General features: G+C 43.0%; 14 protein-coding genes. All 14 read left to right on the top strand.

What is annotated here, in order from left to right; translation table 11 throughout:
* The first annotated feature begins 53 nt into the window (after nt 1-53).
* The 14 genes from DW650_RS12590 (at nt 54) to fabZ (ending at nt 14,066) form a co-directional block, all read left to right on the top strand.
* Nucleotides 54-920, top strand: coding sequence for a 4Fe-4S binding protein (locus tag DW650_RS12590; RefSeq protein WP_118210112.1), 867 nt, complete (start codon nt 54-56; stop codon nt 918-920).
* A gap of 193 nt (nt 921-1,113) precedes the next feature.
* On the top strand, nt 1,114-1,365 hold the full coding sequence (locus DW650_RS12585) for a sulfurtransferase TusA family protein (protein ID WP_022111933.1): 252 nt from the start codon (nt 1,114-1,116) through the stop codon (nt 1,363-1,365).
* Nucleotides 1,366-1,373: 8 nt separating this feature from the next.
* The gene (locus tag DW650_RS12580; RefSeq protein ID WP_117921210.1) at nt 1,374-1,697 is read left to right on the top strand and encodes a thioredoxin family protein; all 324 of its coding nucleotides are present in this window, start codon (nt 1,374-1,376) and stop codon (nt 1,695-1,697) included.
* A 121-nt stretch (nt 1,698-1,818) separates the two neighbouring features.
* Nucleotides 1,819-2,040, top strand: coding sequence for a sulfur carrier protein ThiS (thiS, locus tag DW650_RS12575; protein WP_117922037.1), 222 nt, complete (start codon nt 1,819-1,821; stop codon nt 2,038-2,040).
* Entirely contained in the window at nt 2,024-2,833 is an 810-nt protein-coding gene (locus tag DW650_RS12570) for a HesA/MoeB/ThiF family protein (RefSeq protein WP_006855308.1), read from the top strand. The genes thiS and DW650_RS12570 overlap by 17 nt, the downstream gene beginning before the upstream one ends.
* Before the next feature lie 14 nt (nt 2,834-2,847).
* Nucleotides 2,848-3,261 carry a M67 family metallopeptidase gene (locus DW650_RS12565; RefSeq protein WP_118210111.1) on the top strand — a complete coding sequence of 138 codons (414 nt, stop codon included), beginning with the start codon at nt 2,848-2,850 and terminating at the stop codon, nt 3,259-3,261.
* A gap of 187 nt (nt 3,262-3,448) precedes the next feature.
* Nucleotides 3,449-6,163, top strand: coding sequence for a leucine-rich repeat protein (locus DW650_RS12560; RefSeq protein WP_118210110.1), 2,715 nt, complete (start codon nt 3,449-3,451; stop codon nt 6,161-6,163).
* 40 nt (nt 6,164-6,203) lie between these two features.
* Nucleotides 6,204-8,969, top strand: coding sequence for a leucine-rich repeat domain-containing protein (locus tag DW650_RS12555; protein WP_158576227.1), 2,766 nt, complete (start codon nt 6,204-6,206; stop codon nt 8,967-8,969).
* A gap of 327 nt (nt 8,970-9,296) precedes the next feature.
* The gene (gene acpP, locus DW650_RS12550; RefSeq protein ID WP_015559405.1) at nt 9,297-9,527 is read left to right on the top strand and encodes an acyl carrier protein; all 231 of its coding nucleotides are present in this window, start codon (nt 9,297-9,299) and stop codon (nt 9,525-9,527) included.
* Nucleotides 9,528-9,529: 2 nt separating this feature from the next.
* Nucleotides 9,530-10,453 (top strand): enoyl-[acyl-carrier-protein] reductase FabK, encoded by a 924-nt coding sequence (gene fabK / locus DW650_RS12545; protein ID WP_118210108.1) that lies wholly within the window; start codon nt 9,530-9,532, stop codon nt 10,451-10,453.
* Nucleotides 10,454-10,572: 119 nt separating this feature from the next.
* The gene (gene fabD / locus DW650_RS12540; RefSeq protein WP_199654274.1) at nt 10,573-11,499 is read left to right on the top strand and encodes an ACP S-malonyltransferase; all 927 of its coding nucleotides are present in this window, start codon (nt 10,573-10,575) and stop codon (nt 11,497-11,499) included.
* A 60-nt stretch (nt 11,500-11,559) separates the two neighbouring features.
* Nucleotides 11,560-12,300 (top strand): 3-oxoacyl-[acyl-carrier-protein] reductase, encoded by a 741-nt coding sequence (fabG, locus tag DW650_RS12535; RefSeq protein ID WP_118210107.1) that lies wholly within the window; start codon nt 11,560-11,562, stop codon nt 12,298-12,300.
* A gap of 88 nt (nt 12,301-12,388) precedes the next feature.
* Nucleotides 12,389-13,624: a beta-ketoacyl-ACP synthase II gene (gene fabF / locus DW650_RS12530; RefSeq protein ID WP_118210106.1), complete on the top strand. Its 1,236-nt coding sequence runs from the start codon at nt 12,389-12,391 to the stop codon at nt 13,622-13,624.
* Between the two features lie 13 nt (nt 13,625-13,637).
* Nucleotides 13,638-14,066 carry a 3-hydroxyacyl-ACP dehydratase FabZ gene (gene fabZ / locus DW650_RS12525; RefSeq protein ID WP_118210105.1) on the top strand — a complete coding sequence of 143 codons (429 nt, stop codon included), beginning with the start codon at nt 13,638-13,640 and terminating at the stop codon, nt 14,064-14,066.
* Nucleotides 14,067-14,077: the final 11 nt, after the last annotated feature.

Below are 14,077 nucleotides of genomic sequence, written 5' to 3'. Positions count from 1 at the left end.
AAAAGCACAGTAAAATACTAGGATATAAAACAGAAAAGATAAGGAGTGTAAAGATGGCGGGAGTCGATTATGCAGCATTAAAAAAAGGTGGATTCATGAGACAGAAGCAGAAAGGATTTTTCTCACTCAGAATCCAGGTAGTCGGAGGTAATCTGACAGCAGAAAATATTAAGACTGTGGCTGAGGTTGCAGAAAAGTATGGCAAAGGTTATGTACATATGACCTCAAGACAGGGAATCGAGATTCCATTTGTCAATTTTGAAAATATCGAGGAAGTAAAGGCAGAACTTGCAAAAGGCGGTGTGAAACCGGGTGTCTGTGGGCCGAGAGTCCGTACCGTTACAGCCTGTCAGGGATCAGAGATCTGTCCAAGCGGATGTATTGATACCTACTCACTGGCACAGGAATTAGATGAACATTATTTTGGACGTGAGCTTCCTCACAAATTTAAATTTGGTGTGACCGGATGCCAGAATAACTGCTTAAAGGCAGAGGAAAATGATATCGGAATCAAAGGCGGTATGGAGGTTACCTGGGCAGAGGATAAATGTATCGGCTGTGGAGTCTGTGAAAAGGCATGCCGTCAGGGTGCGATCAAATGTGAAGGAAATAAAGTGACGATCAACCGTGATAGGTGTAATTACTGCGGACGCTGCGTAAAATCCTGCCCGACCGATGCGTGGGAAGGAAACAGCGGATATCTGGTTTCTTTCGGTGGATTGTTCGGCAATCAGATCTATAAAGGCGAACAGCTTTTACCGATCGTACATGACAAAGAAACATTGTTCCGTGTCACGGATGCGGCAATCGACTTTTTCAGAGACCATGCAAATCCGGGCGAGCGTTTCCGCCTGACGTTACAGCGCGTCGGCGAGGAAGAGTTCCGCAAGAAGATCAAAGAAGCCTACGAGGGAAAGTAAGGATTTCGGGCAGAAAAACATGCATGCAGGAAAAAATTGTATATAAAAACAAATAGATATGTCACAAAAAAATATGCATGCAAGAACAAATAAGCATGTAAACAAATAGATGCAGCAAAAGCATGCATACAGAAAACAATCTGGAGCAATCAAAAATGCAGCATATATAATAAGAAGAAACAGGAGGGAAGAAATGGAAATCGCAGGAATTGCAATCGACGAGACAGTCGATATTACCGATAAAGTATGTCCGCTCACTTTTGTAAAAGCAAAAGTAGCGTTGGAAGAATTAGATGACGGTGAAGTCATTGCCATCCGTATGAATGATGGTGAACCGGTACAGAATGTACCGCGCAGCGTCAAAGAAGAAGGGCATCAGATCTTAAAACTGGTAGACAACGAAGACGGAACTTATAATCTGATCGTCCGTAAGGTAGAGGGATAGGAGGAAACATGGCACAGCGAATCAACAAAGACAATTTTGAAGAAAAAGTCCTGAAAAATCCGCTGCCTGTTCTGGTTGATTTTTATTCAGACAGCTGTATTCCGTGCAAGCAGTTATCACCGGTGCTTGGGGATATTGAGGACGAACGCGAAGACACACTTTCCGTATACAAAGTCAATGTCAATTATGACATGGAGCTTGCAGAAAAGTATGATGTCATGGGTGTACCGGCACTGCGTTTGTTTGTGCAGGGCGAAGTCAAAGCAGAGAGAGCCGGTGCAGCAGGAAAAGCTGACATTGAAGCCTGGATTGATGAAGCATTGAACGCATAAACTTTACATTGATGGCGTTAAAAAGCAGTTTAGATTTTTTTGCATACGCAGAAAAATAATGCAAAATAAAGATGAGAAAAATAGCGGGTAGAAAAAAATTTCCGCGGAAAAGAGGAGAAATATGCAGATCACAGTGGCAGGAAACAAAAAAGAAGTAAAAGATGATTTGAAGTTAACAGAACTGTTTGAGTTAGAGCAGGTGGAGACACCAGAGTATGTTACCGTTTCCATCAATGAGGAATTTGTTCCATCTGACCAGGTGCAGTCAACGGTATTAAAAGATGGTGACAACGTAGAATTTTTATATTTCATGGGAGGAGGCAGCTATGGCATTAACAGATGAGCAGATTGAGCGTTACTCAAGACATATTATTTTAAAAGAAGTCGGCGCAAAGGGACAGAAAAAACTTTTGAATGCAAAAGTTCTGATTATCGGAGCAGGCGGACTTGGAGCACCGGCAGCAATGTATCTTGGTGCAGCAGGTGTGGGAACCATTGGTATCGTAGATGCAGATGAGGTCGATCTTTCTAATTTACAGCGTCAGATCATCCATGGCACAGCCGATATTGGAAAAGCAAAAGTAAAATCCGCAAAAGAGACGATTAATGCAATGAACCCGGATGTAACGGTAAAAACATATCGTCAGTTTGTGACAAGCGAAAACATTATGGATCTGATCGCAGATTATGATTTTATTATCGACGGAACTGATAATTTCCCGGCAAAATTTTTGATCAATGATGCCTGTGTTATGGCGAAAAAACCATTTTCCCATGCAGGAATCATCCGCTTTAAAGGACAGCTTATGACTTATGTTCCGGGAGAGGGACCATGTTACCGCTGTGTATTCAAAAATCCACCACCAAAGGATGCAGTGCCGACCTGTAAACAGGCAGGTGTCATCGGTGCCATGGGCGGTGTGATTGGAAGTTTACAGGCAATGGAAGCTATCAAATACATTCTTGGTGTAGGAAAACTTTTGACCGGTTATTTATTGACCTACGATGCGATCAACCAGGAATTTCATAAAGTGAAACTGCCATCCAATACAGATGGCTGTGCAGTATGTGGAAAGCATCCGACAATCACAGAACTGATCGATTATGAGCAGGTTGTCTGCACAGATGGTATTTAATTTAGGAGGCGCATATGCTGATTTTAAAACAGGAAGATTACAATAAGATCGTAGATCACGCAAAAAACGGACTCCCGAATGAAGCATGCGGACTGCTTGGCGGCTATGTGGAAGGGGAAAAACGTGTGGTAACAGACGTGTATCTGCTTCGCAATGTAGACGAGAGCAGGGAACATTTTTCCATGGACCCGGCAGAGCAGCTAGCAGCGATCAAAGATATCCGCCAGAAAAAAGGCGTGCTTCTCGGTAATTTCCACTCGCATCCGGAATCGCCGTCACGCCCGTCCCAGGAAGACATCCGCTTAGCGTATGATCCGAAGATGAACTATCTTATCCTTTCGCTGATGAATCCGGAGGAACTTGTACTTAATTCTTTCCATATCGAAAAAGGAGAGGTCACAAAAGAAGAGCTTGTGATCGAATCATAAAAATAAAATCATAGACAAAAATAAGTGTGGAAGAAAATTTTTTCACACTTATTTTTTGTTTTATGGTACCAGAGGACTAGACCGTCAATTGACATAAATGTTAATGATACGATAAGATAAAAATATTGTGAAAAATGATTTTTTTAAAAGAAAATGAGGTTGCAGCAGGCAGCTGGAGGAGTATTGCGTGAGTAAGAAAATGTTATTAGGAGTATTAGCGGCAGTGATGCTATCAGGAGAGATAAGTGCTTCCCCTGTGTTGGCACAGAATCTGTACGCAGACAGGGACGTGACAGAAATCATGGAAGCAGAGGAGGATGCGGCGGAGACAGAGCATGTATTTTCTGTGGGCAATGCACTAGAAGATAAAAATGGTTTTGTAATTGAAAATGGAGTTTTAACAGATTACAGAGGGTATGAAACAGAGATTGCGATTCCGGCAGGGGTAACTTCCATCGGTGAGTCGGCATTTGAGGGAAAAGATATTGAGAGCGTCAAAGTTCCGGATGGGGTTACTGCATTAGGATATAGAGCATTTTATCACTGTACGAAATTAAAGTCTGTGGAACTGCCAAAGACCTTACAGACGATCGCATCATATGCATTCAGAAGTTGTGAAAATTTAGAAAGCATAACAGTTTCCGGTACCTCTGCGAAAAAAGGAACGGTAATGATACCGGGCAGCGTTACGGAGATGAAAGATTTTACTTTTGGCGGAAGTGATTTAATTACGGAACTGGATATAACGACTTCTACGGCAGTTATCTCTAACCGTATTGTAGATCTGCCCAATGTGAATACAGTAAAAGCCACCGGCAGTACAAAATACAAAGTCCAGGATAACATATTGTATGATAAATCAGTTGAAGATTTATACTATTTTCCGCAGGGAAGCAGCAAAACGCAGGTCATACTGCCGGAGGGCGTTGAGGTTATTGAAAAAGCAGCTTTTTATAACTGCAAAAATATTGAAAATATAACCTTGCCACAGACCTTATGGAAGATTGATGATATGGCACTGTGGGGATGTGAGAAGATAAAGAAACTGGAGCTGACTTCGAAAATTTCAAGTGTTGGAAGTTATGTATTTAGGGACTGTAAGGCATTAGAAGAGATTATAGTTGTACCGGAAAACACATATTTTAAAAGTGTGGACGGTATTTTATATGAAAAGAAGAAATACATGAGAATGATGGTATGTCCTGCGATGAAACAGGGAATTGTTACGGTTGCAGACGGAATGCATGAGATTGGTACGGAGGCATTTCATGACTGTAAATATGTGACAGAAGTCAGACTGCCGGAAAGTTTAGAGACAATCAACAGCAGTGCTTTTGAAGGATGCAGTGCGCTGGAAAAAATTGAACTGCCGGATAATATCGAGCAAATTGGAATGTATGCATTTGAAGATTGTACAGCGTTAAAGAGTGTCAAATTACCAGCCAGATTAACGGACATTGATCAGGCAGTGTTTGCGGGGTGTGAGTCTCTGGAAAATATCGTGATTCCAGAAGGGGTAACCAGTATAAAATACAGGGCATTTGATGGCTGTGATAATTTACAGTATGCGATCATTCCGGCGTCCGTAACCAGCATAGAGGATGGTGCATTTGAAACCGGCCGGAGAGACAGGGATCTGCTCATTTACTGTAAGGAGGGAACCTGTGCAGAAAGCTACGCAAAAGAAAATGATATTTCTTATGCGTATGGAAACACAGCGAAGAAACGGCAGACGATCACAGCGAATGACTTTGAAAAAATGTATGGAGATGAGTCATTTTATATTCAGGCAGCTACAGACGGAGATGGAAAGCTGACTTATAAGGTAAAGGATGAGTCTGTGGTTACGGTAAGCGCTGACGGAAAAGTCACGATCAAAGGAACAGGAACAACAGATGTCGTGATCACGGCTGCAAGAACAGACGCTTACGAGTGGGCATCGAAAACGATCCATATCAGTGTCCGGGGTGTGGTGAAGAAAAAATCGCAGACGATCACCGTCGCGGATATTATCAGTATCTATGAAGGAAATACGGTAGCATTAGACGCTGCAACGGATGGGGACGGAACAATTTCTTATGTGTCAGATGATAAAACGGTTGCAAGCGTGGATGCTTCCGGAAAAGTCTGTGGAATAAAACAGGGGACAGCACATATTACTGTTCTTGCATCAGAAACGGAATTGTATCATGCATCAGAGACAATCGTCACAGTAACTGTGAAGCCCAAAAAGACACAGAGCAATACAGATCCGGGGAAAAAACCATCGGATAACGTGTCGAAGGATGATTCACAGACAACAGAGGATAAAAAACCTTCTGATGGCGGCAACAATACATCTGGGACAACAGATGGTCAGCAGACAAAGAAGAAACAGACCATAAAAGCAAAAAATATCACAAAGACATACAGTACAAAAACATTTTCCATCGGAGCAAAGACAAATGGTGGAGGTAAATTAACATACAAGGTGGCAGATAAAAAAATTGCGACCATAAGTAAGACCGGAAAGATCAAACTGAAAAATTGTGGACAGACAAAAATTACGATCAAAGCAGCCGCAAAAGGAAAATATAAGGCAGCAACAAAGACGATCACATTAACCGTAAAACCGGTAAAGGTAAAAGTAACCTCTGTAAAGCAGCCAAAGGCAAAGACGTTACAGGTAAAGTGGAAAAAGGATAAGAAGGCATCCGGTTATATCATTCAGTACTCCACAGATAAGAAATTCAAAAAGAATGTGAAAAAAGCTGTTGTCACAAAAAACCAGACCGTTACGAAAAAGATCACGAAATTAAAACCGGGAAAGAAATATTATGTCCGTGTGTGTGCATATAAAAATTCTCACGGAAAAAAAGTACAGGGAAGTTATGGTACGGTAAAAAGTGTAAAATTGAAGTGATATGCATCGGCATAAAAGTGGTAAAGGATGGAGAAACGTTATGAAAATGAAAAGAATACTGACTGGAATGCTGGGAGCAGCTATTTTAGCTGCAGGCGTAAATCTATTGTCCGTACAGGCGGCAGAAAATGCAGGAGTGATGGAATATATAGCTGCGACAGAATACATAGAGGAAACAGAAGCAGCAGAGCCGGAAAATGCAGAAAAACAGGTGTTTGAAACTGAAGAAGATACAAAAACAGCAGATACGGGTGAATTTACGATCAACAACGGTCTGTTGACAAAATATACCGGAACAGCAGAGACGGTTACAATCCCTTCAAATGTCAGTAGAATTGGCAAGTCAGCATTTCAGAATAATAAATACATCAAAAGCGTAATCATTCCGGGAAATGTACGGAAAATTGAAATGCTGGCATTTTATGGATGCAGCAATCTGGAAAGTGTCACAATGGCAGAAGGTGTAGAAGAGATTGGTATGCAGACATTTTCCGAAACTCATTTGAAAAGTGTTGTTCTTCCCAAATCCATAATCAAAATGGATAGACTTGTGTTTACAAGCTGCAATCGGCTGACAAGTATTGATTTTACAGAGGGCACTTATAATATTAATGGTGATATCATAGGTTCCTGTGCTGCGCTGACAGAGATAAAGGTTTCAGGCAATAATACGAGATATCAGGTTAAAGATAACGTGTTATATGAAAAGAATGGAAAAACAGTTTGTTATTGTCCGGCAGGCCGTAAGACTGATATGAATGTGCCGGATGGAGTAGAGCATATCGGAGATTTTGCATTCTGGGATTGTCTTACAACGAAAGTTACACTTCCTGATAGTGTAAAAAGTATTGGAGAACGGGCATTTTTTTCGACCGGAATGGAGACGATGATACTTCCGGCGAATCTGGAGTCGATCGGAAAAGAAGCATTTTTTTATTGCCAAAATTTAAAACAGATCACAATTCCGGCTAAGACAACAAAAATAGGAAACAATGTGTTCGGCAGCTGTGATCACTTAGAGACGATCAATGTGGCGGCAGGGAATACGATATACAGATCAGAGGATGGCATATTGTATGGCACAGAGGAAGGCAGACTCGTGTTGATTAATTGTCCTGCCGGGAAAAAAGGGAACGTGAAGATCTTAGAGGGGACGGTGGGAATCCTTGACGGTTCCTTCAGTAACTGTGAAAAGATCACATCGGTAGATATGCCGGACAGCGTAAAGAGCATTGGCGAAGATGCATTTAAATCCTGTTCCTCGCTTATAAAAGTCCGGTTCTCAAATCAGCTTACGGATATAGGAAACTATGCCTTTTATAGGTGTGATTCCATGCAGCAGGTACATCTGCCGGACAGTGTTAAAGATTTGGGGGCATGGGCTTTCCGGTATTGTGATGCGTTAACAGAAGTAACAATTTCCAAAAATATTTCGGATATTCCGGATAATGCGTTTGGTGGCTGTACAAATCTGACCGGTATTACCATACCGGACGGGGTAAAAACAATAGCAGACAATGCGTTTTCGTATTGCAGCAATTTAACGATATACTGTAGTTCAGGTTCTGCTGCAAAAAAATATGCGAAAAATAACAATATAAAAAGTAAGGTAGCTGACGAACGGAAAACCCAGACGATTACGACAGATAATGATAACATTGAAAAAAAGGTTGGAGATCCGGATTTTAAGATCACTGCAAAAACAACCGGGGATGGAACTCTAAGTTTTTATTCGGGAAACGAAGATATCATTCAGGTATCTGAAAATGGAGCTGTAAAGATCATCGGAGCAGGTACGACCAATATTGTGATCACGGCATCTGCGACGCAAAATTGTAAAATGGCGCAGACAGAAATTTATATTACAATAAAAAATAAAGAAACGGATCAAAAGCGTGTGCAAAAGATCACGTATTCTTATCAGGCAGATAAAAAGGATCTGAATATTTTCTATCTTGACGCAAAGTCGGATGGGGATGGTAAGATATCTTACCGGTCAGAAAACGAAAAAATCGTAAAAATAGATGCAGATGGAAAAGGATATATTTTAGGTTCCGGGACAGTAAAAATTATTATCTCGGCATCAGAGACAGATACCTGTGCGGCAGCGAAGAAAATAGTTACGTTAAATGTAGAAAAAATAACAGATCAGACAGATGAACCGGGGCAGACACAAAAGCCGGATCAGACAGAAAAGCCGGGGCAGACAGATACTCCGAATCAGCCGGATAAGCCGTCAGACCAGAACGGTAATGCCACACAGCAGAAAAAGAAACAGACCATAAAAGCTAAAAATATTACAAAGACCTACAGCACAAAAACTTTTGCCATAGGTGCCAAATCAAGTTGTGGGGCAAAACTGACCTACAAGGTGGCAGATAAAAAGATCGCAGCCATAAGTAAGACCGGAAAAATCAAATTAAAGAGTTACGGACAGACAAAAATCACAATCAAAGCGGCTGCAAAAGGAAAATATAAGGCAGCAACAAAGACGATTACTTTAACGGTAAAACCGGTGAAGAACCAGATTACTTCTCTGAAATCCAAAAAGGCAAAGACATTTGAAGTAAAATGGAAAAAGGACAAGAAAGCATCCGGTTATATCGTTCAGTATTCCATGGATAAGAAATTCAAAAAGAATGTAAAAAAAGTTGTTGTCACAAAAAACAAAACCACTACCAAAAAAATCACAAAATTAAAGCCGGGAAAGAAATACTATGTCCGCGTATGCTCTTATAAAAATTCCCGCGGGAAAAGAGTGCAGGGAGCTTATAGTAAGGTGAAAACTGTGACGGTCAGAAAGTGATTGCTCCTGTTATTTTCGGAAATAAAAGATTAAAAAATTTAAAAGAATTAATGTAAGAACAGCTATAAACACAGTGTTTATGGTTGTTCTTTTTTTCTATTTATGGTTCCTGATACCTAAGTACCATTTTGCAAAATTTTATCAAATTACCTTGACAAATATTTCCATCAGACATATACTTTGAAAAGCTAATTATTTGACTATCAAACTATTTGAAAGGCAAATGATTACATGAATCAGAAAATAAGAAAAGAAAATCAGCCCACAATAGAAATAAGGGCAAGGCGCTGAAAAAATAATAAGGTATGCGCAGAAAAGGAGAAAAATATGTTAGAGAAAATGATCCCGATTATTGCAGAGCAGTTAAATGTGAATGAGTCTGAAATCAAGGCAGAGTCCAATTTCAAAGATGACTTAGGAGCAGATTCCTTAGATTTATTTGAACTTGTCATGGCTCTTGAGGAAGAGTTTGGCGTGGAGATCCCATCTGAGGATTTACCTTCTATCGTAACTGTCAATGATGTTGTCGAGTACTTAAAAGGAAAAGGTGTGGCTTAAGTATGGAGACAAGGGTAAGCAAACTGCTGGGAACAAAATATCCGGTCATCCAGGGCGGTATGGCATGGGTTGCGGAATATCATCTTGCGGCGGCAGTTTCAAATGCCGGAGGGTTAGGAATCATCGGAGCTGCAAGTGCACCGCCTGAAGTGGTAAGAGAACAGGTCAGGGAAGTAAAAAAGCTGACGGACAAGCCGTTTGGCGTGAATGTCATGTTATTAAATCCGAATGCGGCTGAGGTTGCACAGATCGTCATTGAAGAGGGCGTTAAAGTAGTGACCACAGGTGCCGGTAACCCTGGAAAATTTATGGATGACTGGAAAAAGGCAGGCGTTGTCGTGATTCCGGTTGTTGCAAGTGTTGCAATGGCGAGAATGATGGAACGTGGCGGAGCAGATGCAGTCATTGCAGAGGGAATGGAGTCTGGCGGACATATCGGTGCACAGACGACCATGACACTCGTTCCGCAGGTGGCAGATGCAGTACAGATACCGGTCATTGCCGCAGGGGGAATTGCAGACGGCAGAGGCATGGCAGCAGCATTTATGCTCGGCGCCGAAGGTGTACAGATGGGAACCAGATTTGTGGTCGCGAAAGAATCCATCGTGCATCCGAATTACAAAGAGCGTGTCATTAAGGCAAAGGATATTGATTCGGAAGTGACAGGTATGAGTACCGGACATCCGATCCGCGTGCTGCGCAACCAGATGAGCCGCGAATATCTGAAACTGGAAAAAGAGGGAGCATCCTTTGAAGAGTTAGAGCACCTTACACTTGGTTCCCTGCGCAAGGCAGTCATGGATGGTGATGTGGTAAACGGAAGCCTGATGGCAGGACAGAGCGCGGGCATGGTAAAAAAAGAGCAGACCTGTAAAGAGATCATTGAGGATGTTGTGACACAGGCAGAGAAACTGCTTGGAAGATAGTGCAAAAATAAGCGCAAAAAACGGAGGTTAGTGTGAAAAATAAGATTTTTCACACGCAAGATTTGTGCTTACGCACAAACTTGAGATGCGCAAAAGACAGCGCAAGAATGGAGATTAACATGGGAAAGACGGTTTTTATGTTTCCGGGACAGGGAGCACAGTACATAGGAATGGCAAAGGATTTTTACGATGCCATCCCGGAATGCAGGGAGGTATTTGAGGAGGCATCCGAGGCGTCAGCACTTGATATCGCTGCGTTATGCTTTGAGGAAAACGACAAGATCAATATCACGGAGTATACACAGATCTGTATGCTGACCGCCGAGGCTGCGATCCTGCGTGCATTGGAGGTAAAAGGCTATAAAGCAGATGTGACTGCAGGCTTAAGCCTGGGAGAATATGGTGCACTGATCGCCTGCGGAGCACTGAGCAGAAAAGATGCATTTGCACTGGTGCGCAAAAGAGGGATCTACATGCAGGAGGCGGTGCCGGAGGGCGGAGCCATGGCAGCAGTCCTGGCACTGGATACCGCGCAGATTGAGGAAGCCTGTAAAAAAACAGAGGGCATTGTATCGATCGCAAACTATAACTGCCCGGGACAGATCGTCATTACCGGAGAAGAAAAAGCCGTAGCGGCAGCCGGAGAGCTCTGCAAAGAAGCCGGAGCAAAACGTGTTGTTCCGTTAAAGGTCAGCGGACCGTTCCACTCAGCAATGTTAAAGGGTGCCGGAGAAAAACTTGGCGAGGAATTAAAACATGTAACAGTCCATACACCGGCAATCCCGTATGTCGCAAACGTGACAGCAGACTATGTGACAAAAGAAGAGGAGATCAAACCATTACTGGAAAAACAGGTGTCCTCATCTGTCCGCTGGCAGCAGACGATCGAGCGTCTGATCGCAGACGGAGCAGACAAATTTGTAGAGATCGGACCGGGGAAAACCTTGACAGGATTCATGCGCAAGATCAACCGTGATGTAGCTGCAGTCAATATTGATAAATATGAAGACTTTGAGAAATTTGTTGCTGAGAGCAAAAATAAATAAGATATGCCACATATTTTGATGTGAAAAAAGTTTGGCAGCTATCAGAAAAAAGGAGAAGTTATGTTAACTAATAAAACAGCACTGGTCACCGGTGCAAGCCGCGGCATCGGAGCTGCGATCGCAAAAAGTCTTGCAAAAGAAGGTGCATTTGTCATCATCAATTACAACGGTTCCAAAGAGCGTGCCGATGCTGTTGCGGCAGAAATCACAGCGGATGGCGGCAAAGCGGCAGTTTACGGCTGCAATGTATCTGATTATAGTGCCTGTGAAAAAATGGCAAAAGACATCATGGAGACATACGGTCATCTGGATATTCTGGTCAACAATGCCGGTATCACACGGGATGATCTTTTGATGAAAATGAGCGAGGAAGCATTTGACGCGGTCATTGCGACAAACCTCAAGGGAACTTTTAACACGATCCGTCATTTTTCACGCTATCTGTTAAAGCAGCGTTCCGGAACGATCATCAATCTATCATCCGTATCCGGTATTCTTGGAAATGCAGGACAGGCAAATTACAGTGCAAGCAAGGCGGGCGTGATCGGACTGACCAAAAGTGTGGCGAGAGAACTTTCTTCCCGTGGGATTACCTGCAATGCGGTTGCGCCGGGATTCATTGATACGGAAATGACAGCGCAGATGACAGACAATGCAAAGGAAGCAGTGAAAACGCAGATCCCGCTCGGCAGAGTCGGAAAAGTGGATGATATTGCGGAGGTAGTGACATTTTTAACCTCGGAGAAAGCATCCTACATCACAGGACAGGTAATTTCCGTGGACGGCGGTATGAGCATATAAGCAGTAAAAACATTTTGACTGCATGGTATTGTGTCGGATCAAAAAGGAAAAGCCTGAATTTGGGGCTTGAAAATGGAAAGGAAAAGTTATGAGCAGACGAGTAGTGGTAACAGGAATGGGCGCGATCACTCCGATCGGACTTAGTGTAGAGGAGTTCTGGCAGTCCGTAAAAGAAGGAAAAACCGGTTTCGGTGAGATCACAAAATTTGATACAGAAGGATATAAATGTCATCTTGCAGCCGAAGTAAAAGATTTCGATGCAAAACAGTATATGGATGCGAAGACGGCAAGACGTATGGAACTGTTCTGCCAGTACGCGGTGGCAGCTGCAAAAGAGGCGATCACAGATGCAGCATTAGATATGGAAAAAGAAGATCCTTACCGCGTCGGCGTATCAGTCGGAAACGGAGTCGGAAGTCTTGGGGGAATTGAGCGTGAGCACAAAAGACTGTTGGAAAAAGGACCGTCAAAAGTGAATCCGCTGTTCGTACCGCTTGTCATTTCCAACATGGCAGCCGGAAATGTTTCCATTGCATTTGGACTGAAAGGAAAGAGTATCAATGTGGTAACAGCATGTGCAACCGGAACAAACAGTATCGGTGAGGCATTCCGGAGTATTCAGTATGGTGAAGCAGATGTGATGGTTGCCGGTGGAACAGAGGGCGCGATCTGCCCGCTTGGAATTGCAGGATTCACATCTCTGACGGCACTTTCCTCTGAAAGTGATCCTACGAAATGTTCCATTCCGTTTGATAAAAACCGCAGCGGTTTTGTGATGGGAGAAGGAGCGGCAATCGTTGTGTTAGAAGAATTAGAACATGCAAAAGCGCGTGGAGCAAAAATCTACGCAGAGGTAGTCGGATACGGAACATCATCCGATGCATATCACATTACTTCTCCTGCTGAGGATGGTGCAGGTGCTGCCCGTGCCATGACAAATGCGGTGGAAGATGCGGGCATTCGTCCGGAAGAAGTTACCTATATCAATGCACATGGAACTTCTACACATCACAACGATCTGTTTGAGACACGCGCGATCAAACTTGCTTTTGGTGATCATGCGTATGATATGAAGGTCAATTCTACGAAATCTATGGTCGGACATTTGCTCGGTGCAGCAGGCGCCATCGAATTTGTAACTTGTGTCAAGGAAATGCAGGATAATTTTGTACATGCGACCGTTGGTTACACAACACCGGATGAAGAACTTGATCTTGATTACTGTAAAGAGGCGGTACAGATGGATGTGCCGTATGCACTCAGCAACTCACTCGGTTTTGGCGGACACAATGCAAGTATCCTGCTGAAAAAATACAGTGAATAACAGGGAGGAAATTATGTCCGTTTTAACAACGAAACAGATTATGGAGATCATTCCGCACCGCCAGCCATTTTTGCTGATCGACACAGTGGAAGAATTAGAGTCCGGCGTGCGTGCAGTTGCAAAAAAATGTGTCAGTTATAATGAGCCATTCTTTGGCGGACATTTTCCGAATGAACCGGTCATGCCGGGCGTGCTGATCATTGAAGCACTGGCACAGACCGGAGCGGTTGCAATTCTCTCGGTGGAAGAAAATCGTGGAAAAACGGCATATTTTGCGGGAATCAATTCAGCAAAATTTAAACGGAAAGTAGTGCCGGGTGATGTTTTGACATTAGAAACGGAGATCATAAAACAAAAAGGTCCGATCGGAGTCGGCCGCGCCACGGCGAAGGTGGATGGCAGTATTGCATGCATCGCGGAACTCACATTTGCGATCAGTTGAAGTTAAGAGAG

The organism is Roseburia sp. AM23-20 (assembly GCF_003470905.1).
GTDB classification, from domain to species: Bacteria; Bacillota; Clostridia; order Lachnospirales; family Lachnospiraceae; genus Roseburia; species Roseburia rectibacter.
The sequence above is the reverse complement of the archived record's forward strand: the minus strand, read 5'-3'. Positions and strand labels throughout refer to the sequence as shown.

Coding starts and splice junctions, on each gene's coding strand:
- DW650_RS12555 (WP_158576227.1), top strand. CDS start 6,204: ATGAAAATGAAAAGAATACTGACTGGAATGCTGGGAGCAGCTATTTTA.
- fabZ (WP_118210105.1), top strand. CDS start 13,638: ATGTCCGTTTTAACAACGAAACAGATTATGGAGATCATTCCGCACCGC.
- DW650_RS12570 (WP_006855308.1), top strand. CDS start 2,024: ATGGCATTAACAGATGAGCAGATTGAGCGTTACTCAAGACATATTATT.
- acpP (WP_015559405.1), top strand. CDS start 9,297: ATGTTAGAGAAAATGATCCCGATTATTGCAGAGCAGTTAAATGTGAAT.
- fabF (WP_118210106.1), top strand. CDS start 12,389: ATGAGCAGACGAGTAGTGGTAACAGGAATGGGCGCGATCACTCCGATC.
- DW650_RS12565 (WP_118210111.1), top strand. CDS start 2,848: ATGCTGATTTTAAAACAGGAAGATTACAATAAGATCGTAGATCACGCA.
- thiS (WP_117922037.1), top strand. CDS start 1,819: ATGCAGATCACAGTGGCAGGAAACAAAAAAGAAGTAAAAGATGATTTG.
- fabK (WP_118210108.1), top strand. CDS start 9,530: ATGGAGACAAGGGTAAGCAAACTGCTGGGAACAAAATATCCGGTCATC.
- DW650_RS12585 (WP_022111933.1), top strand. CDS start 1,114: ATGGAAATCGCAGGAATTGCAATCGACGAGACAGTCGATATTACCGAT.
- DW650_RS12580 (WP_117921210.1), top strand. CDS start 1,374: ATGGCACAGCGAATCAACAAAGACAATTTTGAAGAAAAAGTCCTGAAA.
- DW650_RS12590 (WP_118210112.1), top strand. CDS start 54: ATGGCGGGAGTCGATTATGCAGCATTAAAAAAAGGTGGATTCATGAGA.
- fabD (WP_199654274.1), top strand. CDS start 10,573: ATGGGAAAGACGGTTTTTATGTTTCCGGGACAGGGAGCACAGTACATA.
- fabG (WP_118210107.1), top strand. CDS start 11,560: ATGTTAACTAATAAAACAGCACTGGTCACCGGTGCAAGCCGCGGCATC.